General features: G+C 74.4%; 18 protein-coding genes and 1 riboswitch. Of the genes, 10 read left to right on the top strand and 8 right to left on the bottom strand.

Annotation, left to right across the window (positions count from 1 at the left end; genetic code table 11):
- The first annotated feature begins 125 nt into the window (after positions 1–125).
- The 5 genes from AB0J71_RS33330 to AB0J71_RS33310 all read left to right on the top strand — a co-directional run bounded on the left by AB0J71_RS33330 (position 126) and on the right by AB0J71_RS33310 (position 6,139).
- A complete protein-coding gene (locus AB0J71_RS33330) occupies positions 126–1,118 on the top strand; it encodes a LacI family DNA-binding transcriptional regulator (RefSeq protein ID WP_352325891.1) in 993 nt (330 codons plus the stop codon).
- A gap of 141 nt (positions 1,119–1,259) precedes the next feature.
- The gene (locus AB0J71_RS33325; protein WP_364417847.1) at positions 1,260–2,633 is read left to right on the top strand and encodes an extracellular solute-binding protein; all 1,374 of its coding nucleotides are present in this window, start codon (positions 1,260–1,262) and stop codon (positions 2,631–2,633) included.
- Positions 2,634–2,704: 71 nt separating this feature from the next.
- The gene (locus AB0J71_RS33320; RefSeq protein WP_364417845.1) at positions 2,705–3,625 is read left to right on the top strand and encodes a sugar ABC transporter permease; all 921 of its coding nucleotides are present in this window, start codon (positions 2,705–2,707) and stop codon (positions 3,623–3,625) included.
- Positions 3,626–3,627: 2 nt separating this feature from the next.
- Entirely contained in the window at positions 3,628–4,587 is a 960-nt protein-coding gene (locus tag AB0J71_RS33315) for a carbohydrate ABC transporter permease (protein ID WP_352325895.1), read from the top strand.
- A gap of 34 nt (positions 4,588–4,621) precedes the next feature.
- A complete protein-coding gene (locus AB0J71_RS33310) occupies positions 4,622–6,139 on the top strand; it encodes a glycoside hydrolase family 13 protein (RefSeq protein WP_364417843.1) in 1,518 nt (505 codons plus the stop codon).
- A 33-nt stretch (positions 6,140–6,172) separates the two neighbouring features.
- On the opposite strand, the gene AB0J71_RS33305 is transcribed toward AB0J71_RS33310, so the two are convergent.
- A complete protein-coding gene (locus AB0J71_RS33305) occupies positions 6,173–7,159 on the bottom strand; it encodes an endonuclease/exonuclease/phosphatase family protein (RefSeq protein WP_352325897.1) in 987 nt (328 codons plus the stop codon).
- Between the two features lie 41 nt (positions 7,160–7,200).
- Positions 7,201–9,450, bottom strand: a complete 2,250-nt coding sequence (locus AB0J71_RS33300) for a protein kinase (RefSeq protein WP_364417841.1) — start codon at positions 9,448–9,450, stop codon at positions 7,201–7,203.
- 135 nt (positions 9,451–9,585) lie between these two features.
- Here AB0J71_RS33300 and AB0J71_RS33295 point away from each other — a divergent pair, with 135 nt between their 5' ends.
- Entirely contained in the window at positions 9,586–10,056 is a 471-nt protein-coding gene (locus AB0J71_RS33295; protein WP_352328161.1) for a PPOX class F420-dependent oxidoreductase, read from the top strand.
- Positions 10,057–10,123: 67 nt separating this feature from the next.
- On the opposite strand, the gene AB0J71_RS33290 is transcribed toward AB0J71_RS33295, so the two are convergent.
- Entirely contained in the window at positions 10,124–10,930 is an 807-nt protein-coding gene (locus AB0J71_RS33290; RefSeq protein WP_364417839.1) for an alpha/beta hydrolase, read from the bottom strand.
- A gap of 97 nt (positions 10,931–11,027) precedes the next feature.
- Complete coding sequence (locus AB0J71_RS33285) at positions 11,028–12,506, bottom strand: hypothetical protein (protein WP_364417837.1); 1,479 nt, start codon at positions 12,504–12,506, stop codon at positions 11,028–11,030.
- 125 nt (positions 12,507–12,631) lie between these two features.
- Here AB0J71_RS33285 and AB0J71_RS33280 point away from each other — a divergent pair, with 125 nt between their 5' ends.
- Complete coding sequence (locus AB0J71_RS33280; protein ID WP_364391293.1) at positions 12,632–13,963, top strand: hypothetical protein; 1,332 nt, start codon at positions 12,632–12,634, stop codon at positions 13,961–13,963.
- Between the two features lie 85 nt (positions 13,964–14,048).
- Complete coding sequence (locus AB0J71_RS33275; protein ID WP_352328157.1) at positions 14,049–14,552, top strand: NUDIX domain-containing protein; 504 nt, start codon at positions 14,049–14,051, stop codon at positions 14,550–14,552.
- 22 nt (positions 14,553–14,574) lie between these two features.
- Here AB0J71_RS33275 and AB0J71_RS33270 read toward each other — a convergent pair whose 3' ends face one another.
- The gene (locus AB0J71_RS33270) at positions 14,575–16,029 is read right to left on the bottom strand and encodes a glycine hydroxymethyltransferase (RefSeq protein ID WP_364417835.1); all 1,455 of its coding nucleotides are present in this window, start codon (positions 16,027–16,029) and stop codon (positions 14,575–14,577) included.
- Positions 16,030–16,051: 22 nt separating this feature from the next.
- A riboswitch (ZMP/ZTP riboswitch) is annotated at positions 16,052–16,138 on the bottom strand.
- Positions 16,139–16,220: 82 nt separating this feature from the next.
- On the opposite strand from AB0J71_RS33270, the gene AB0J71_RS33265 reads away from it, so the two are divergent.
- A complete protein-coding gene (locus AB0J71_RS33265) occupies positions 16,221–17,165 on the top strand; it encodes a MerR family transcriptional regulator (RefSeq protein ID WP_364417833.1) in 945 nt (314 codons plus the stop codon).
- A 23-nt stretch (positions 17,166–17,188) separates the two neighbouring features.
- On the opposite strand, the gene AB0J71_RS33260 is transcribed toward AB0J71_RS33265, so the two are convergent.
- Positions 17,189–18,406, bottom strand: a complete 1,218-nt coding sequence (locus AB0J71_RS33260; protein ID WP_352329786.1) for a multidrug effflux MFS transporter — start codon at positions 18,404–18,406, stop codon at positions 17,189–17,191.
- 213 nt (positions 18,407–18,619) lie between these two features.
- Between AB0J71_RS33260 and AB0J71_RS33255 the strand changes: the two genes are divergently transcribed.
- Entirely contained in the window at positions 18,620–19,204 is a 585-nt protein-coding gene (locus AB0J71_RS33255; RefSeq protein WP_364417831.1) for a carboxymuconolactone decarboxylase family protein, read from the top strand.
- Between the two features lie 8 nt (positions 19,205–19,212).
- Here AB0J71_RS33255 and AB0J71_RS33250 read toward each other — a convergent pair whose 3' ends face one another.
- Positions 19,213–20,229 carry a class I SAM-dependent methyltransferase gene (locus tag AB0J71_RS33250; RefSeq protein ID WP_352329790.1) on the bottom strand — a complete coding sequence of 339 codons (1,017 nt, stop codon included), beginning with the start codon at positions 20,227–20,229 and terminating at the stop codon, positions 19,213–19,215.
- Between the two features lie 20 nt (positions 20,230–20,249).
- Positions 20,250–21,305: a GNAT family N-acetyltransferase gene (locus tag AB0J71_RS33245; RefSeq protein ID WP_364417830.1), complete on the bottom strand. Its 1,056-nt coding sequence runs from the start codon at positions 21,303–21,305 to the stop codon at positions 20,250–20,252.
- Between the last annotated feature and the right edge of the window lie 8 nt (positions 21,306–21,313).

Below are 21,313 nucleotides of genomic sequence, written 5' to 3'. Positions count from 1 at the left end.
TTCGTGGGCTCGGCGAACGAAGCAGGTCGTGCCCCCTGCGGAAGCGGCGGAAAACCCGCCCATCGCCCGCAAGGATGGGCGCAAGCTGTTGCAAGTCTTTGCGGGACTGGCCGTATAGTTTGCGCATGACCCGACGACTCGGAGACGTGGCCAAGAAGGTCGGCATGAGCGAGGCGACCGTGAGCCGGGTGCTCAACGGCAAGCCCGGCGTGTCGGAGGCCACCAGGGAGGCCGTGCTCACGGCCCTCGACGTGCTCGGGTACGAGCGCCCCACCCGGCTGCGCGGCGACCGCGCCCGGCTGGTCGGCCTGGTGCTGCCCGAGCTGCAGAACCCGATCTTCCCGGCGTTCGCCGAGGTCGTCGGCGGCGCCCTGGCCCAGCAGGGCTTCACCTCCGTGCTGTGCACCCGCACGGTCGGCGGGGTGAGCGAGGCCGACTACGTCAGCCTCCTGCTCTCCCAGCAGGTCAGCGGCGTCGTCTTCGCCGGCGGCCACTACGCCCAGGCCGACGCCTCCCACGAGCACTACGAGCTGCTCTACGAGCGCAGACTGCCGACCGTCCTGGTCAACGCCGCCGTCGAGCACCTGGGGTTCCCGCAGGTGTCGGCCGACGACGTGGTGGCCGCCGAGATCGCGCTCGGCCACCTGCGCAGCCTCGGCCACGAGCGGGTGGGCCTGGTGCTCGGGCCGCGCGACCACGTGCCGTCCCGGCGCAAGCTCGCCGCCGTGGCGGGCCAGGTCGATCCCGCGCTGGTCGAGCACAGCATGTACTCGCTGGAGGGCGGCCACGCGGCGGCCGCCAGGCTGGTGGCCAGGGGGGTGACCGGCATCGTGTGCGCCAGCGACATGCTCGCGCTCGGCGCGGTGCGGGCCGTGCGCCGGGCCGGCCTGTCGGTGCCGGCGGACGTCTCGGTGGTCGGGTTCGACGACTCGGCCCTGATGAACTGCACCGACCCGCCGCTGACCACCGTGCGCCAGCCGATCGACGCCATGGGCCGGGCCGCCGTCGACCTGCTCATCGCCCAGATCGACAAGCACGTGGTGCCCGCCGACGAGCTGCTCTTCGACCCGGAGCTGGTGGTCAGGGCCTCGACGGGGCGGGTGCGCGGCTCGTCCTGAGAAGCTCTTCCGGTGACCTAGTCGTTATCTTGCAATCCCATGTCGAAACATTGCGGACATCTGAGGGATCTGCCATTGTGAGCGCACAGCGGGGCGCCTCACCGTCCCCCGGCTTCGTCAAGCTTCGGAAGGGTCAGATCGATGAAGAGATCGGACTATCGCAGGACTGTGGGGCTGCTCGTGGCGGCAGGCCTGAGCATGAGCGCCGCGGCCTGCGGCAGTGGCGACGACACCAAGCCCGACGCGCGGGGCAGCGCCCCGGGCGCCGCGCAGGTGAGCATCACCGTCGCCTGCCAGCCCGCGAAGTCCGCCCCCAAGGAGCGGCAGGCCTGGGACGACGACGTGGCCGCCTTCATGAAGGCCAACCCCGGCGTGACGGTCAAGAGCACCGACCAGCAGCCCTGCTTCGACCCCAAGACCTTCGGCCCGAAGCTGGCCGGCGGCCAGATGGAGACCGTGTTCGTGGTGCCGGTCACCAACTACGCCGACGTGATCGCCAAGGGGCAGGGCCTGGACATCACGCCGTACACCGGTGAGATCAAGAACTGGAACGACCTGCGCCAGGACGTCCGCGACCTGGTCACCAAGGACGGCAAGGTCTACGGCGTCCCCAACGTCCACTACAGCGTCGGCCTGGTCTACAACCGGGCGCTGTTCACCAAGGCAGGGCTCGACCCCAACAGCCCGCCCAAGACCTGGGCCGAGGTCCGCGAGGCGGCCAAGAAGATCGCCGCGCTCGGCGCCGGCGTCATCGGCTACGGCGAATACTCCGGCGGCAACACCGGCGGCTGGCACTTCAACCAGGCCCTGTACGGCCGCGGCGGCGACATGGTCTCGGCCGACGGCAGGACCGCCGCGTTCAACTCGCCCGAGGGCAAGGCCGTGCTGCAGTTCCTCAAGGACCTGCGCTGGGTGGACAAGAGCACCGGCGCCAAGCTGTTCAACGCCTGGGAACCGCTCATGCAGGCCATGGGCTCGGGCAAGGTCGGCATGATGCTCGGCGCCCCCGACGTCGTCACCGACGTGGTCAACAAGTTCAAGGGCGCCGCCACCGACTACGGCATCACCGGCTTCCCCGAGGCCAAGGCGTCGCTGAGCGGCGGCGAGGCGTTCTTCGTCAACCCCAAGGCCACGCCCGAGCAGGCCAAGGCCGGTCTGGCCTGGGTGAACTTCCGCTTCAACACCGTCGGCAAGGGCCGCTTCGACTTCGCCCGCGGCAAGTCGCTCGGCAACCCGGTCGGCGTGCCCGACAACGACGTCTACGGCGCCTCGCCCACCGGCAAGGCCATCCAGGACGCCCGCAAGGCCAACGCCACCCTGCCGGTGGAGAACTACCAGCCGTACGTCGACGCCTCGGCCACCATCCCGCCCAAGATGGAGCCGCCGCACGCCCAGGAGCTCTACGCCATCCTCGACGTCGCCATGTCGGCCGTGCTGAGCCGCGAGGACGCCGACGTCGACCAGCTCCTCGCGGACGCCGAGACCAAGGCGAACACCATGCTCGGCAAGGGCTGAGCGGAACGTGAGACCGGGGCGCCGCGCCCGCCGGCGCCCCGGTACGTCGAGTCGGTGATCGGAGACACCCCATGAGCATTGCGACCGCCGGAGCCGCGCGACGGCCGAGGCCGCCCTCGCCGTTGCGCCGGGCGTTGCGGAGGAACCTGACGGCCTACGGGTTCATGGTCGGGGCGCTGTTCTGCTTCGTCCTGTTCTCCTGGTATCCCATCGTCCAGGAGTTCGTCCTCAGCTTCCAGAAGACCGACCTGGTCAACGAGCCGGAGTGGGTCGGGCTGGACAACTTCAGGGCCGCCTTCGCCGACCCCGCCTTCGGGCCCGCGTGGCTGAACACGCTCATGTTCACCGTCCTCGCGCTGGTGCTCGGCTACGGGCTGCCGTTCGCGGTGGCGATCCTGCTCAACGAGCTCCGCCACTGCCGGGCCTACCTGCGGTTCGTGGTGTACCTGCCGGTCATGCTGCCCCCGGCCGTCGCGGTGCTGCTCTTCCGCTGGTTCTACGACCCCGACGTCGGCCTGTTCAACCAGATCCTCGGCTTCTTCTCGCTGCCCGGCCTCAACTGGATCTACTCGACCGACACCGCGCTGCTCTGCCTGGTGCTCGTCTCGACCTGGATGAACATGGGCTCGGCCACCCTGATCTACCTCGCCGCGCTGCAGAACATCCCGCCCGACCTGTACGAGGCCGCCGAGCTCGACGGCGCCGGCGTGTGGAAGCGGATCAGGCACATCACGATCCCGCAGACCCGGCTGATCCTGCTGCTCATGCTGATGTTGCAGATCGTCGCCACCATGCAGGTCTTCATCGAGCCGTACCTGCTCACCGGCGGCGGCCCCGAGAACGCCACCGCCACCGTCGTCTTCCTGATGTTCCAGCAGGCGTTCACCTACAGCGACTACGGCGCGGGCGGCGCGCTGGGGATGATGCTCATGGTCGTCCTGCTCGCCTTCGCCGCCGTGCAGCTCCGGCTGACCCGCGAGGAGAAGGGCTGACCATGTCGAACGCCACCCTGCGCCGCCCCGCCGCGCCGCCCGCGCCAGGACGCCGGGACAGGAGACGGCCGCCCAGGCGCATCGAGGTGCAGTTCCGCACGATCATCTCCCCGCACCAGCTCAACAGCCGGTGGGGACGGCGGGTCTACTGGACGGTCCTGGTGGCGACGGTCGTCACGTTCACCGTCGTGTTCCTCCTGCCGATGTACTGGATGATCACCGGCGCGCTGAAGTCGGCCGAGGAGTTCGCCCAGGTGCCGCCCACGCTCTTCCCGAAGGAGCTGAACTTCGGGAAGTTCCTGGAGTCGTGGGAGCTGTTCGACATCGGCACGCTGCTGAGGAACACCGTCCTGTACGCCGGCGGCGGCTGGCTGATCACCATGTGCGTCGACGTCGCCGCCGCGTACGCGCTGTCGAAGCTGCGTCCGGCGTTCGGCAACGTCATCCTCGGCGCCATGCTGGCCACGCTGATGATCCCGCCGATGGTCGTGCTCATCCCCACCTACCTCGCCATCCACGACGTGCCGGTTCTCGGCTGGGACCTGCTGAACAACCCGTGGGGCCTGTGGCTGCCCGCCGCGGCCAACGGGTTCAACATCTTCCTGCTCAAGAGGTTCTTCGACTCCATCCCCCGCGAGCTGCTCGAAGCCGCCCAGATCGACGGCGGCGGCCCGTTCCGCATCCTGTGGTCGGTGGTGCTGCCGGTCTCCCGCCCGATCCTCGGCGTGACGTCGATCTTCACGATCGTCACCTCGTTCAAGGACTTCATCTGGCCGCTGCTCGTCATGAGCGACAGCGAGAAGATGACGCTCAGCGTGGGCCTGGCCCAGACCGCCGGGGCCGTGTCGCAGGACCAGGTCATGGGCGGCCTGGTGATCGCCAGCATCCCGACCGTCATCGTCTTCTTCATCTTCCAGCGGCACATCATGGCGGGACTCACCGCCGGCAGCCTCAAGGGCTGAGTGCCTCCACCTTTGGCAAGGAGTTGTCTTCAGCATGTCCGAAACGTGGTGGCGGGGAGCCGCGATCTATCAGGTCTACCTGCGCAGCTTCGCCGACGGCAACGGTGACGGCGTGGGCGACCTGGCGGGGCTGCGGGCACGTTTGCCGTACCTGTCGGCGCTCGGGGTGAACGCGATCTGGCTCAACCCCTGGTATCCGTCGCCGCTGGCCGACGGCGGGTACGACGTGGCCGACTACCGGGACATCGATCCCGTGTTCGGCACCCTGGCCGAGGCGGAGGAGTTCATCGCCGAGGCGCACGGGCTGAACATCAGGATCATCATCGACGTCGTGCCGAACCACAGCTCGACCGCGAGCGCGTGGTTCCAGGAGGCGCTGCGCGACCCGTCCGTGCGCGACCGGTTCTGGTTCCGGGACGAGCCCGGCGAGTGGCAGTCGATCTTCGGCGGCCCCGCCTGGACCCAGGTGCCCGACGGCCAGTGGTACCTGCACCTGTTCGACCCCGGCCAGCCCGACCTCAACTGGACCAACCCGGAGGTGCACCGCGAGTTCCACGACGTGCTGCGCTTCTGGTACGACCGCGGCGTGGACGGCATCCGCATCGACTCGGCCGCCCTGCTCGCCAAGCCCGACGGCCTGACCGGCTCGTACGAGGACCTCGACGAGGTCCACGACGTCTACCGCAGCTGGCGCCGGATCACCGACGAGTACGACGGCCGCGTCCTGGTCGGCGAGGTCTGGCTGCCCGACCAGGAGCGCCTGGCCCGCTACCTGCGCTCCGACGAGCTGCACACCGTCTTCAACTTCCCGTTCCTGGCCTGCCCCTGGGAGCCCGCCGGGCTGCGCCAGGTGATCGAGCAGACCCTCGCCACCCACGTCCCGCTCGGCGCCCCGCCCACCTGGGTGCTGTCCAACCACGACGTCGCCCGCGTCGTCACCCGCTACGGCCGCGCCGACACCTCCTGGGACCACGCCGACCGCAGGGACGGCGCCCCCTCCGACCTGGAGCTCGGCTACCGCCGGGCGCGCGCGGCGGCGCTGCTGGCCATGGCGCTGCCCGGCGGCATCTACATCTACCAGGGCGAGGAGCTGGGCCTGCCGGAGGTGGACGACATCCCCGACGAGCTGCGCCAGGACCCGATGTGGCGGCGCTCGAACCACACGGTGAAGGGCCGCGACGGGTGCCGGGTGCCGCTGCCGTGGTCGGGCGACGAGCCGCCGTTCGGCTTCGGCACGGCCACGCCGTGGCTGCCGCAGCCGGACGCCTGGAACAAGCTCACCGTCGAGGCCCAGACCGCCGACCTGGGCTCGATGCTCAACCTCTACCGGGACGGGCTGCGCATCCGTGCCGAGCGGCTCGGCGACGGCACGCTCACCTGGCTCGACCTCGGGCCCGACGTGCTCGCCTTCACCCGGGAGTCCGGGCTGACCTGCGTGGTCAACCTGGGCGCCGACCCGGTGCCGCTGCCCGCCCACGGCACGGTCCTGCTGGCCAGCGGCGCCCTGGACGGCGACCGCCTGCCCAGCGACACGGCGGCCTGGCTGGCCTGACACCGCCCCGGCCCGTCGGGAACGCGCGGCCTGTCAGCTCCGGACGCGGAGGTCGGCGAAGAGGGCGCGGTGGTCGGAGCCGGGCAGGTCGAGGACGCGCACGTCCACCGCGCGGGCCCGCCCGTCCGTGAGCACGTGGTCGATCGCCACCAGCGGCGGGATCCGGCGCATCGGCCACGTGGGCACCAGCCCCTTGCCGGTGGCCGCCGCCGCGTCGGTGTAGCCGGTGCCCAGCAGCCGCCGGAACACGGCGTGGTCCAGCGTGGCGTTGAAGTCCCCGGCCAGGATCCGCGGCGCGCCCGTGGACGGCGCGGGCGGCAGCGTCCCGACCCCCGCCTCCCACTCCGGCACCGTCGAGGGCACCGGCGCCACCGGATGCACGACCACCACCTCCACCGCGCCGCCGGGCAGCGCCGCCTCCACGACCGGCATGTGGTGCCCGACCGGCTGGAACAGGCCCGTACGCTCGCGCAGCGGGTGGCGCGCGTACACGCCGCTGCCGACCGGCCCCCACGTCTCCGGCCTGGTGACCTGGTACGGCAGCAGCGTCTCCAGCCCGGCCGCCGCCAGCCGGTCGCGTTCGGCCCAGGTCAGCTCCTGGAGGCTGAGCACGTCCACGTTCAGCGTGCGGACCAGGTCGACGATCGTGCGGGCGTCGCCGCGGCCGCCGTTGAGGTTGGCGGTCAGCACCCGCAACGGGCGGCCGGCCGCGGCGTCCGTACCGCCGGCCAGGGCGCGCGGGAGCACCAGCCAGGCCAGGCACGCGCACACCGCCAGCATGACCGCGACCGCCGCCCTGCTGCGGACCAGCGCCGCCACCCCCAGCATCAGCAGCGCCGCCACGCCGAAGTACGGCGTGAAGGACACCAGCGGAACCAGCAGGACGCCCGATTCCAGGCCGCCGAGCCGGACCGCCGTCCCCGCCGCGAACAGCACCGCGACCGCCGTCGCCAGCCGCCGCCGCCAGACCCGGCGCGGACGCGTCCGCACGGGCTCCTTCACCGCTTCGTCCGTGAGCACAGCCCGAACCATAAGCCGCGATTCTTAAACCTGGATGAGCGTCAGGCGGGACCGAGGCTCCACGCGCTCAGCAGGGCGTCGCCGCCGGTGCCCACGACCACGGGACGGCCGTCCAGCTCGGCCAGCGCCAGGGCCCGCACCTCGGAGCCCGGCCCCGGGCCCAGCTCCCCGACGACCTTGCCGTCGGTCAGGCTCCAGACGCGGACCACCGTCTCGCCGCCGCCCGGCGTGTGCGCGACGACCGCGACGGGCCTGCCGCCGAGCGCGCCCACGACCAGCGCGGACGCCCCCCGGTCGTCGGGGCTGCGGCGGCTGAAGTCCCACTTCTTCCTGCGCCTGCCGGTCGCCAGGTCGTAGACGCGCAGGGTGGCGTCGAGGTGGGTGGAGACCAGGACGGGACGGCCGTCCAGCTCGCCGCAGGCGAGCAGCTCGATGCCGCCGATCTCGCCGGTCTTGTAGGTGTGTGTCACCTTTCCGTCTGACAGGCGGCGTACCCGGACGCGGTTGGCGCCGTCGCCGGTGACCAGCACCTCGTCGTCGCCGAGGCGGCCGAACGCCAGGCCGTTGACGCCCTGGAAGTGGTCGGTGACGGCGGGGCCGATCTGGCGGCCGGTGGCCAGGTCCCACAGGCGGACGACGCTGTGCAGGTCCTTCAGGCTGTCGTACTTCTGGGTGACGGCGACCGCGCGTCCGGCGGTGGTGACGGCGATGACCGGGTCGGCCGCCTTCTTCGTGCGGAGAGCGCCGCCCGCCGGGTTCCACAGCCGCATCGCGCCGTCGCCATGCCCGGTGGCGGCTTTGCCGTCGCCGCAGGCCACGGCGGTCGCGGCGGCGCCGCCGTCGCCGAGCCTGCGGACGGGCGCGGACGCCGGGCCGAGGTCCCAGACGAGCACCGTGCCCTTGGACGTGCCGCAGACGACGGTGGAGCCGGCGGCGGCCAGCACGGCCGGCGTCCCGCTGCCCGCGGGCAGCGCCACCGGCTCCCTGACGGGCGCGCCGAACGGCTCGGCCGCGGGGGACGCGGTGGTGGACGCCGTGGGGGAGCCGGTGGGCGACCCGGTGGCGGACGTGCTGGGCGCCGGGCTCGTCGCGGCTGTCGTGGGCGTGCCCGTCGCCGTGCCCGTCGCCGGGGGGCCGGTCAGGTCGCCGGTGGGGCGGGGGGACGGGTCGTCGGCGAGGCCGTTCGCGGGGCGCAGAAGAAGGAAGGCGGACGCCGCCGCGGCCACCGCGGCCGTCGCACCGCCGACCACCACGGCCCGCCTGCTCACCCGCCGATCCGTACCCGGCCTGGTCGCCTCCCCACGAAACGCCGGCCCCGTCGCCCCACCCAGAGCCGGCGGAACCGTCGCCCCAACTCCGCCCCCGGCCGGCGGAACCGTCGCCCCAGGCCCGCGCGGCGGAACCGTCGCACCGGCTCCGGGTCCGGTCGGATGGGCCGTCGCTCCGGCTCCGGGCGGGGGGATCGGCGCACCGGGCCGCGCGGTGCCGGGGGCGCTGATGAGGTGGCGGAGCAGGCCGGCGGGCGTGGGACGGGCGGCGGGGTCCTTGGCCAGGCAGGACCGGATCGGGTCCATCAGCCGGGCCGGCACGCCCGTGAGGTCGGGCGCCCCGCTCATGACCTTGTGCAGGATGGCGGCGACCGTCTCGCCCGCGTACGGCGGATGGCCGGTGGCCGCGAACACCATCGTCCCCGCCCAGCTGAACACGTCGGACGCCGGCCCGACCCGCTCGCCCGCGAACTGCTCGGGCGACATGTACGCCGGCGTCCCCATCGGCGCCGAGGCCTGCGTCGTCGCCCCCAGGGCCTTGGCGATGCCGAAGTCGATGACGATCGGCCCCTCGGGCCCCATCAGCACGTTGCCCGGCTTGAAGTCGCGGTGCACGATCCCGGCCTCGTGGATGGCGGCCAGCGCGGTCAGCGTGGAGATCGCCAGCCGGTCCAGCGCGCCTCCCGTGCGCGGCCCCGACTCCCGGACGAGCCTCTGCAGCGTGTCGCCCGCGACGTACTCGCTCACGATGTACGGCCGCCCGTCGGCCACCCCGACGTCCAGCACCGCGGCCGTGCAGAACGCGGCCACCCGGCGCGCCGCCTCGGCCTCGCGCAGCAGGCCCCGGGTGACGTCGTCGTCCTGGGTCAGGTGGCTGTGCAGCAGCTTGATCGCGACCTCGCGGCCCGCGCCGTCGACGCCCTTGTAGACGACCCCCTGGCCGCCCGAGCCGAGCACGCCGAGCAGCCGGTGGTCGCCGATCCGGTCGGGATCGCCCGGCCGGAGCGGACGGACTTCCGGCATTCCGCCCTCCCCTCGGGCACGTACCGGCACATGCCGGCGAACCACACCATAGGGCCGTCTGGGCGAGCCCCGGAAGCCGGGGCCCGCGCCGGATGGCAGGATCGAAGCCGGCACCGCACAGGAAAGGCGTCCCGCATGGCTCCCAGGATCGCGACCGCCCGCCGCGTCGATCTGCCCGAACTTCTCGACTTCCTCCGCCCCCGGCACCACGGCCTGCTCTCGACGACCCGCGCCGACGGGCGTCCCCAGCTCTCGCCGGTCTCGTGCGGCGTCGACGACGAGGGCCGGATCGTGGTCTCCACCTACCCCGGGCGCGCCAAGGCCGCGAACGCGCGGCGCGACGAGCGCGTCTCGATCTGCGTCCTGTCCGACGACTGGGACGGCCCCTACGTCCAGGTGGACGGGCGAGGCGAGGTGCTGGACATGCCCGAGGCCCTCGACGCGCTGGTGGACTACTACCGGTGCATCGCCGGCGAGCATCCCGACTGGGAGGAGTACCGGCAGGCCATGCGCCGCCAGAACAAGTCGCTGATCCGGATCACGATCGACCGCTGGGGGCCGATCGCGACCGGCGGCTTCCCGGCGAACCTGACCCCCGGCGGCTGAGCCTCCCACCGGGAGCGCGCCGCCGGGAACGCGCCACCGGGAGCCCGCCGCCCGGGGGCCCGCCGCCTCAGCGGGCCAGCACCTCCCGCAGCACGTCGGCGAACTCCTTCGGACGGTCGACGAAGCCGGTGTGCTCGCCGGGGAACACCACCGGCGGTGCGCCGAGCAGGCCGGCCAGCGCCTGCGAGGTGCGATGGGTGAGCAGGCCGTCCGAGTCGGCCCCGACGCCCACGACGACGCGGGCCGGCCCGGCCGTCAGCGCCGCGACGTCGGGCACGTAGCGGGTGGTGCCGCGCAGCTCGTGCAGGAAGAAGTGGGCGGCGGCGGCCAGGTCCTGCTCGGGCGACTCGCTCGGCGGCGGGGCCGGGGCGTCCTCGCCGGGCTGGAAGCCCGCGGCGGCCATGAACTTCCCGAACGCCGCCCCCGGACCCTCCCGGTGGAACGTCTCGATCATGTCGTCCACCTCGGCGCGGCGCTGGGCCGCGTCGGGCAGCAGCTCCAGCACGGGCGGCTCGTGCGCGACGAGGGTGCGCACGCGGGTGGGGTGGCGGGTGACCAGGGCGAGGCCGGTGACTGCGCCGCCGCTGCTGCCGAACACGTCGGCCGACTCGGCGCCGAGCGCGTCCATGATCGCGAGCGCGTCGTCGGCCCGCAGGTCGGGGGTGGAGTCCTGGCCGGGGTTGTCGAGCGTGCTGCCGGCCACGCCGCGCGGGTCGTGGGTGACGACGGTGTGCTCGCCGGCCAGCTCCTCGGCCAGCGGGGCGAAGGGGGCGGCTTCCATCGGCGCGCCCACGAGCAGCAGCAGCGGGCCGCTGCCGCGGACGTGGTAGCGCAGGCGGCCGCCCGGGATGTCGAGGATGTGCGTGGTGCTCATCGGCGTGGGTCCTTCCGCGGAGTCGGGTGACACCAGGTTGGACCACCGGGGACGGGAGAACTCATCGGTCCGCGGGCTTTCTGTGGCAATCTGCCGATCAGAGCTCCTTGACCTCGTCGAACAGGTCCTCGACGGCCGCGACGATCCGCCGGGTGGCCAGGGAGGCGGTGTCCGGGCCGTCGAACGGGTGCGCCGCGCCCTCGGCGACGCCCTCGACGGTGGCGAGGTCGGCCCCCGGATGGCAGACGACGTCCGGCTCGGGCAGGTTGGCCAGCAGAAACTCGCCCTGGCTCGCCCGCGCCTGCGACGGGTGCGCCCCCCGCCGCACCCACCGCAGGCTCCCCGACCGGTCCAGACGGTAGACGCCGGGGCCGTGGGCGGCCGACACGCGGACGGGCGTGTCGCGGGCCAGGCGGACCCGGACGTGGAACGGCCCGCCCGGCCGGGCCGAGCGCAGCAGCGTGCGCTGGTTGAACTCCTGCGCGTCCCCCAGCCAGGTCACCGGCCCGCCGAGCATCACCGACAGGTGGGCCAGCACGAACGGGGGCAGCCCGGCGGCCTGCTGGTTGACCGACGACACCTCGGTGCCCTCCTGGTGCCGCCACTTGATCGCCGTCAGGCAGACCCGTTCGCCCGGGGTGAGGATGGCCTCCACGCTGAACAGGCCGGCCGCGCCGTACCTGCGCCAGGCCCAGAACGCGATGCGCTCGGCGCACTCGATGAGCAGCGCGGCGGCGGGCGTCGGCCAGGGGCGCGACCAGTCGTCGCCGGTGCTGCGCATCGGCCCGGCGCCCAGCTCGGGGATCCCGGCCGAGGTGTGGGCGGGGCGGTCGGCGTACACCCGGATGCCGCCGTCCCGGTCGGGGACGCTGAGCACCGCGATCGTGCACGGCCAGCCCGGCACGTACGCCGCCACCCGGTACGGCCCGAGCAGCCGGGCCGCGCGCGGCATGTCGTCCTCGCTCGCGACGACCACGGTGCCGTGCCGGTCCGCCCGCCGGCCCGCCTGCACCACGACCCGCTCGGTGCCGACCGCCCGCCGCAGCTCGGCCAGTCCGGGCAGCCGCTCGACGTGCACGCAGGGGACGCGGGCCACCGCCGGCACGCCGGCCGCCCGCAGCAGGTCGTCCAGCAGGTGCTTGGCCTCGATCGCGGCCCGCACGTCGGCGTCGATGGCCGCCACGACCCCGCCGGGCCCGGCCAGCTCGCGCAGGCGGGCGTTGTCGTACCAGGTGAAGACGACCGGCGGGCGGTCCAGCTTGAGCAGGTGCCGGGCGGCCTCGTGCCGGACGCGGGGCAGCCAGGCGTGCCGCTCGGCGACCGACCGCGTCCTGGTGCGCTCCTCGGCGGCGACGACCATGCCGGGCAGCGCCGGGTCCCACGCCGAGTAGCAGCCGATGCTCAGCGCCGGGCGCAGCGCCTCGACCGGGGCCGGGCCGGTGTAGCCGGTGCGCAGCGCGGTGCTGAACCGTTCGACGCAGACCAGCGGGCGGCCCGCCAGCGCGGCCGTCAGCTCCTCCTGCGCCACCTCCTCCAGGCCCGTCTCGTGCCGGCCCGCGCCGTGCAGCCCGTCCATCAGCCCCTCCCTCGCCGTCCGCCGATCGAGGCCGTCCCACGAGGAGCACGGCCCGCACTCTTGACGGTGCGCCCCGTCCGGCGCACCGTCGAGGCCACAGTGATGTGAAGCGATGTGAAGACGAGATGCCGCCCCGCCGTACCCACCCAGTCGTCAACCGGGCGCTGGCGGCGTTGATCGAGCAGGCGGGCTGGACGCACGCGGCCACCGCGCGGCACGTCAACGCCGTCGCCGCCGAGAGTGGCGAGCGCGTGCACTACGACCGCTCGGCGGTCGGCCATTGGCTGACCGGCACGATCCCGCGCCCCGAGGCGGTGCGCGCGGCGGTCGAGGCGTTCCGCCGCCGCCTGGGCCGGCCCGGCCTGCGCCCGGCGCATCTGGGCTGGCCGGAGCCGGGCGGGTCGCCGTCCGCCGACGACCCCTGGCGCGGCGACCCGGTCGCCCGGCTCGCCGTGCTGGGCGAGGACGACCTGCTCAACCGGCGCACGTTCACCCTGGCCGCGTTATCCGGCTTATCCGGATTATCGGTCCTGTCCGCGCAGCGGGCGGCCGGCCGCGCGGCGGCCCGCCGGGCCGGCGCGGGCGACGTCGAACGCATCCGCGCCACCACCCGCGCCTTCGCCGACCTGGACGACCGCTACGGCGGCGGCCACGCCCGCGCCGCGGTCGCCGCCTACCTGTCCCGCGAGGTCACGCCCCTGCTGCACGGCACGACCGGCCGCCGCAGGCCCGACCTGTTCGCCGCCGCCGCCGAGCTGAGCTACCTGGCCGCCTACATGGCCATGGACGCCGGCGCCCACGCCCTGGCCCAGCGCTACTACATCAGCAGCGTGCGGCTCGCCGACGAGGCCGCCGACCTGCTGCTGCGCGCCACCGCCCTGCGCAGCATGGCCGTCCAGGCGGCCGAGCTGGGCCACGACGGCGAGGCGCTGGCCCTGGCCGAGGCGGCCGCGTCCGCGCTGGCCGGGCACGGGCCCGCCCGCACCCAGGCGTGGATCACCGGCATGCGCGCCGAGACCCACGCCGCCGCCGGCACCCGCTGGGACGCGCTCCGGCTGCTCAGCCGTACCGAGACCCAGCTCGAACGCGCCGACTCCGCCCCCGAGACGGAGTGGACGGGCAACTACCGGCGCGAGTCCCTGGAGCACCAGATCGGCCTGACCCTCACCCAGCTCGGCGACCACGCCACCGCCGCCCGCCACTTCGCCGCGTCCATGCGGGCCAGACGGCCGGTCGAGCTGCGCACCCGGGCCCTGATCGGGCTGCGGGCCGCCCACTCCCTCCTCCGCGCGGGGGAGGTGGACCAGGCGGCGGCCACCGTCCTCGACCTGAGCGACGACCTCCGGCTGATCTCCTCGGCCCGCGTCCGGGAGGAGCTGCGCGGCCTGCGCGCCGCCTGGCAACCCCACCGCGGCAACCCCCTGGTCAGCCGCGCGGACCGCGCGGTCGCCGGCTGACCTCGGGACACCGCCGTCCGGCCGTGCCGGTCACCGGGGCGGGCGATGCCCGTGTGCACGTCGGGCCGGGCTCTAGGATCGCGGCGTGATCAGGAACGCGTACTGCTCCTTCTGCGGCGCCGCCTTCGCCCCCGGCCAGCCCTGGCCCCGCACCTGCGCGGCCTGCGGGAACACCAGCTACCTCAACCCGCTGCCGGTCGCGGTGACGCTGCTGCCCGTCGACGACGGCCTGCTCGTCGTACGCCGGGACGTCGAGCCGCGCCGCGGCGAGCTCGCGCTGCCCGGCGGGTTCATCGACCTGGGCGAGTCCTGGCAGCAGGCGGCCGTGCGCGAGCTGCGCGAGGAGACCGGCGTGGTGGCCGAGGCCGCCGACGTCACGCTCTTCGACGTGGTCAGCGCCCCGGACGGAACCGTGCTGATCTTCGGGCTCGGCCCGCGCGTCACCGCGTCCGCGCTGCCGCCGATGGAGGCCACGGACGAGACGAGCGAGTGGCTGGTCATCGACGGGCCCGCCGAGCTGGCGTTCCCCGCCCACACCCGGACGGCGGCCGCCTACTTCGCGGGACGGGCCCGTCGCGGCCCGGAGTGAGCGGGGCGGGGCGGCAGGCGCGTCAGCCCAGGTCGAGGCCCGGGTAGAGCGGGTGGGCGGCCAGCAGCTCGGCCGCCGCGGCGCGGGTCTTCTCGGCGGTGCTCTGCGGCAGGTCGTACCTGGCCTTGGAGGTGGCCGACGGCGTGGTGTCGGTCAGCACGCCGACGATCAGCTCGGCGACCTGGTCGAACTCCTGCGTCCCGAACCCGCGCGAGGTGAGCGCCGGGGTGCCGACCCGGATGCCCGAGGTGTACCAGGCGCCGTTGGGGTCGCGCGGGATCGCGTTGCGGTTGGTGACGATCCCGGCGTCGAGCAGCGCCGACTCCGCCTGCCGGCCGGTCAGCCCGTACGTGGACACGTCGAGCAGCACCAGGTGGTTGTCGGTGCCGCCGGTGACCAGCCGTACGCCGCGCCGCGACAGCCCCTCGGCCAGGGCGACCGCGTTGCCGGCCACCGCCCGCGCGTAGTCGGCGAACGCGGACTGCCGGGCCTCGGCCAGGGCGACGGCCTTGGCCGCCATCACGTTGCCGAGCGGGCCGCCCAGCACCATCGGGCAGCCCCGGTCGATCGAGTCGGCGTACTCGCGCCGGCACAGCACCAGGCCGCCGCGCGGCCCGCGCAGCGACTTGTGCGTGGTGGTCGTCGTGACGTGCGCGTACGGCACCGGGTCGTGCACGCCGGTGAACACCTTGCCCGCCACCAGACCGGCGAAGTGCGCCATGTCCACCATCAGGACGGCGTCCACCTCGTCGGCGATCTCCCGCATGCGGGCGAAGTCGATGCGCCGCGGGTAGGCCGAGTACCCGGCGATCAGCACCAGCGGGCGGAACTCGCGGGCGGTCGCGCGCAGCGCGTCGTAGTCGAGCAGGCCGCTCTCCGGGTCGGTGCCGTAGGAGCGCTGGTGGAACATCTTGCCCGAGATGTTGGGACGGAAGCCGTGGGTCAGGTGACCGCCCGCGTCCAGCGACATGCCGAGGGCCCGCTGGTCGCCCAGGGCCCTGCGCAGGGTCTCCCAGTCGTCCTCCGACAGGTCGTTGACGTGCCGCGCCCCGGCGGCGGCCAGGGCCGGGGCCTCCACCCGGTGGGCCAGGATGCCCCAGAACGCCACCAGGTTGGCGTCGATGCCCGAGTGGGGCTGGACGTAGGCGTGCTCGGCGCCGAACAGGGCCTTGGCGTGGTCGGCCGCCAGCTGCTCGACGGTGTCGATGTTCTGGCAGCCGGCGTAGAAGCGGTGGCCGATCGTGCCTTCCGCGTACTTGTCCGACAGCCACGTGCCCATCGTGAGCAGGACGGCCGGGGAGGCGTAGTTCTCGCTCGCGATGAGCTTCAGCGAGGCGCGCTGGTCGGCCAGCTCGGCGCGGATCGCGCCGGCCACGCCGGGCTCCACGGCGCCGATCACGTCGAGCGCGTTGCGGTAGGCGGCCGACACGGTGGCCGCGTCGTGGGCGCCGTAGGAATGGGGGTGCTCTTCAGCCATGACTTCTCCCGAGCCGTCGAAGTGAGGGCACCCAGGCGCGCGGCGACGTCCAGGACCGCTCCCCGGTGGTCAGTCCCACCTTACGATCACGCCAGTCACGATCCGAGGCTTGACACTACGGTCATCGTCCGCCGCCGCGCAACGAGGGAGGCGCTTGAGTCTCCACCAAGGGGAGACGCCAGGGTGGAGCCATGGACGGCGGCACCCTCTACACGATCGGCGACCTGGCGCGGCGGACCGGACTGCCGGTCAGGACCATCAGGTTCTACTCCGACCGCGGGATCGTGCCGCCGGTGGAACGCAGCCCGGCCGGCTACCGCCTCTACGACGCCGCCGCCGCGGCCCGCCTCGACCTCGTGCGCACGCTGCGCGACCTCGGGGTGGACCTGGTCACGGTCCGCAAGGTCGTGGACCGCGAGCTGACGCTCGCACAGGTCGCGGCGGCGCACGCCGAGGCCCTGGCGGTGCGGATCCGCACGCTGCGGGTGCGGCGCGCGGTGCTGAGGGCGGTGGCCCGGCGCGGCTCTGGACCCGAGGAGATGGAGCTCATGCACAGACTCGCAGGACTGTCGGAGAACGAACGCCGCCGCCTGGTCGGCGACTTCCTGGACGCCGCCGTCCCGGACGCCGGGCCGGGGCTCGCGGGGATCCGGGTCTCGCTGACCCCCGAACTGCCGGACGACGCCGAGCCGGAGCAGGTGGAGGCGTGGCTGGAACTGGCCGAACTGATGGCGGACCCGTCCTTCCGCGCGAGGCTGCACGACCTGACCACCGACCACGCCACTGACCACGCCACCGACCAGGCCGCGGGCCATGGGGGAGGGGTGCGGCGGGACGCCGTGTCGGTGGGCGTGTGGGCGGCGGGGAAAGCGCTGGCGGCGGGCGTGGACCCCGCCGCGCCCGAGTCCGCGCCGGTCGTGACGGCGGTCGCCGGCGAGTACGCACGCCTCCTGGGCCGTCCCGACGACGCCGGCCTGCGGCGGCGGCTGCTGACCAGGCTGACGGCGGCGAACGACCCGCGCAGGGACCGCTACCTCCGCCTGCTCGCCGTGATCAACGCCTGGCCGCCCCCGACCCCGTCGGCCCCGGCCCTCGACTGGCTCGTCACCGCCCTGGGCACCCACCCGGCCCCCTGAAAGGGGGCCACGAGGACGCCGGATCAGCCGCGGGCGGGGGCCTCGGCGGCGGCGGGGCCGGTCTCCGGGAGGCCCCGGGTCAGCAGGCGGGCGCCGATGCCGAGCAGCGCGCTGACGACCAGCGTGACGCCCATCGGCAGCGCGGTGCCCGCGCCGCCCAGGCCGACCAGCGGCGAGACCAGCGCCCCGAGCGCGAACTGCAACGCGCCCATGACGGCCGCCGCCGTGCCGGTCGCGTACGGCGCCCGCCCCACCGTCAGCGCCGCCGCGTTCCCCATGATCAGCGTGAACGAGCTGACCAGCACGAACAGCACCGGCAGCACCGCCACCGCGGCCATCCCCGCCCCCAGCAGCACCAGCAGGACGGCCGACAGCCCCAGCACGACCCCCTGCCCGGTCCGCAGCAGCCCCTCCGGGCTGAACCGGCGCACCAGGCGCGCCGCGGCCAGGCCGGTCAGCGTCATGCCCAGCGCGTTGGCCGCGAACGTCACGGTGTAGGCGGGGGTGGACAGGCCCAGGACGTTCTGCACGACGAAGGGCGAGGCCGAGATGTACCCCATCAGCCCCGCGAAGCCGAACGCGAAGGAGAAGGCGTAACCGAGATAGCCCCGGTCGGCGAACAGCCGCCGCACGGTCCGCCCGGTGGCGGCCAGGCCGCCCGCGTGTCGGCGTCCGGGCGGCAGGGTCTCGGGCACGACGAGCGCCGAACCGAGCAGCATCACCGCCGAGATCCCGGCCATCACCCAGAACTCCGCGCGCCACCCGGCGGGCGACAGCGCGCCGCCGATCAGCGGGGCCACGACGGGCGCGACGCCGACCACCGAGGCCAGCAGCGAGAAGATCCGCGCCGCGGCCCGGCCGGACGTCAGGTCGGCCGCCACCGCGCGGCCGATGACGATGCCCGCCGACCCGGCGAACCCGTGCACGAAACGCAGGGCGACGAGCGTCCGGATGTCCGGGGCGAGCGCGCACAGGACGCAGGCGGCCAGGGCCGCGGCGGTGGCCAGCAGGATCGGCCGGCGGCGGCCGAACCGGTCCGACAGCGGCCCGATGACGAGCTGCCCCAGCGCCAGCCCGGTGAGGAACGCGGTCAGCGTGAGCTGCACCCCGGCCGCCCCCGCCCCCAGGTCGGCCGCCAGGTCGGTGAACACGGGCAGGTACATGTCGGTGGCCAGCGGCGCCACCGCCGACAGCAGGCCGAGCACGACCAGCAGCGGCCCGGAAACCCCGGTCCTGGTCACGAGACACGCCCCTGCGGACGGCGATGGCGGTGGCTGGGAGTGGCGAACTCCATGGTCATGGTCTCCAAGACGGCCGCGCGGCTAGAGACCTAGGATGTTCCGTGATCCGGCCCCGGCTAACCGCGCCACCGGCACCCGAGGGCGAGACGTCACCGCAGGTCCACCCGCCGGCGCAGCCCGGTGCCCGGGTCGTCGGCGAGACAGGAGCACCGCATGACCGCCCGGCTGCCCGCCCTTCCCCCGCAGGACCTGGACGACGCCCAGGCCGAGGTCTACCGCGCCATCACCGGCGGCCCCCGGGCGGCGGGCCCCCAGGTCTTCCCCCTCGCCGACGAGCAAGGACGGCTGCGCGGCCCGTTCAACGCCATGCTGCTGAGCCCGCCGGTCGGCGGCGCGCTGCAGGCGCTGGGCGCGGCGGTGCGCTACGGCTCGGTGCTGCCCGGCCGGGCCAGGGAACTGGCGATCCTCGTGGTCGCCGCCCACTGGGGCAGCGACTTCGAACGCGACGCGCACGAGGCGGTGGGCCGGTCCTGCGGCCTGACAGAGGCCGAGCTGACCGCGGTGCGCGAGGGACGTCCGCCCGGCCTGGCCGACCCGGCCGAACGCGCCGCCGTGCTCGCCGCCCGCGAGCTGACCCGGGCGGGGACGCTGGGCGAGGAGGACTACCGGGCGGTCACGGCGGCGCTCGGCGAGCGCGGCCTGTTCGAGCTGACCACCCTGGTCGGCTACTACGCCACGCTGGCCCTCCAGCTACGCGTCTTCGCGGGCGAGCTGCCCCCGGAGCCCCGGGAGCGCTGAGCGGCGGCTCACGCCGGGAGGCGTCCGGCGGGTCTGGTGGACAGGGCGATCAGGGCCGTTCTCGGGACCTCCGCCACGTACTGCCCGTCGCGCCGGTAGACGACGGGGCGGGGCGGTGCGGCGGGCTCCGGCGGCCGGCGCGTCCCATGGTCGAAGTGCCGTTCCAGCACCCGCCAGGCCGCCTCGACGTCCGCCAGGGCGGCGAAGTACGCGCCCAGGCCGTACATGTCGGCGACGTAGCGGCACATCCGCTCCTTGGCGGCCTGCTCGCTCCCGGCCCGGACGATCAGCGGGTCGTACAGGTCGAGCACCCGTACCGGCAGGCCGGCGTCGGCGAACAGGGCGGCCAGGCCGGGCCGGGTGAAGTGCCGGTAGGCGTGCCCGCCCGCCGCGTGCGGATGCACGACCCGGGCGAAGAAGTCCGCCATGGGGCCGGAGTCGTCGAAGTCGTGCAGCACGATCCGGCCGCCCGGCCGCGTCACCCGCGCCGCCTCGGCCACCGCGCCCGGCCGGTCGGCCGGGGGGATGTGATGGGTTCCGTACGCCAGCAGCACCCCGCCGACCGACCCCTCCCGCAGGAACAGGAACTGGGCGGCCTGGCGCACCGCGGGCAGCCCCTGCGCGAGGGCCCGGTCGACCATCTGGCCGGACAGGTCGCCGGTGATGATCGCCGGTTTGGCGTCCAGGCTGCCGAGCCGCCCGGCGGCCGCCCGCGCGACCGTCCCGTCCCCGCCGAGGACGTCCAGCAGCAGCGGCGGCCCGGCCGCCGGGTCGGGGGCGAGCAGCCCGAGCAGCGCCCGGATGCCGGTCCAGCGCACCAGCGCGTCCTGCTGCGCCCGGCGGTAGGAGTCGCCGCGCCCGTCGCGGTCGGAGTCGAACTCGCTGCTGGTCGCGGCCAGCACGCCGAGCGCCCGCGCCGCGCCCGGCCGCTCGAAGTCCAGCACGGCGTGCAACTGCGGGTGGACGGTCGCGACCAGGCGCAGGTACTCGTCCAGGGTCAGCGAAGGGAGATAGGAGGCGCGCACCGGCCCTCGTCCTTTCCGGGTCACGTGCTGGATGGCGGGAGCTGCGGCGGGTCGAGGCGGTGGCCCAGCCCGCCGACGAGCCGGGTGACCAGCTCGCTGCGGGCGGCGAACAACCGGCTGCGCGGCTCCAGCCGCACCCCGAACTGCTTCTTCGTCTCGTACGCCGCGCCGCCGAGCCGCAGCCTGCGCGCGCCCGAGCCGACGGCGGCCCGTACGCACGCCGTGAGCAGCGCGTGGTAGACGGCGGTGCCCTCCGTGAGGGCGTAGTCGCGCCCGATCCACCGGGCGACCAGCTCGTCGCCGTCGCGCAGCAGGGCGACGCAGCCGGCCGGCGCGCCGTGCCGGCGGGCGGCCAGGACGGTCAGGTCCGCGCCCAGGGCGCCGGCCGCCTCGGCGAACAGGCCCGGCCGGTAGAAGACGTGCGGCCCGTGGCGGAGGTCCACCGCGGCCACCATCGGGCCCAGCCGGTCCAGCAGCCGGTCCGGCTGCCCGCCCGGCCCGGCCGTCAGCGGGCGGACCTCGATGCCCTCCCGCGCGGCCCGGCGCTGCGTGCGCCGGATCTCGGCCCGCCTCTTGCGCGGCAGGTGGTCAAGGTACGCCTCGTACGACGGCCACGTCAGGTCCAGCAGCGTCTCCGGCAACCGGCCCAGGCGGCTGTAGCCCGGCTGCCCGGCGGCGTACGGCAGGTGGTCGACGACGCAGAACAGCAGCCGCTCGCGCCTGACCAGCGACCGCACCGCCCGCAGCAGCACCCGCCGCTGCGGCCCCGCACCGCCCAGCAGCCCGGACGTCGCCGTCATCGGCGCCTGCACCTGGAGGAACGGCCACCTCCTGGTCAGCCGCCCGAACCGGGACTCCAGCACCGGGTTGTGCAGCCGGTGCTCCAGCGCGCACACCGCCGCGGCCACGAGCCCGCCGTCCTTGCGGACCAGCAGGTAGCGCGGCCGGTGCCCGGACAGGACGCGTTCGGCCAGGGCCAGCCAGTGATGCCGCACGAAGGGCACGCCGTCGGCGAGCGCGTCCCACTCCCCGGCCCCGACCTCGCCGATCGAGGCCGCCACCTCAACGCGGTACATCGGCCGCC

It is taken from the genome of Nonomuraea sp. NPDC049637, assembly GCF_040675235.1.
Lineage (GTDB): Bacteria > Actinomycetota > Actinomycetes > Streptosporangiales > Streptosporangiaceae > Nonomuraea.
Note: the sequence above shows the minus strand (reverse complement) of the source record. Positions and strands in the feature narration are given on the sequence as shown.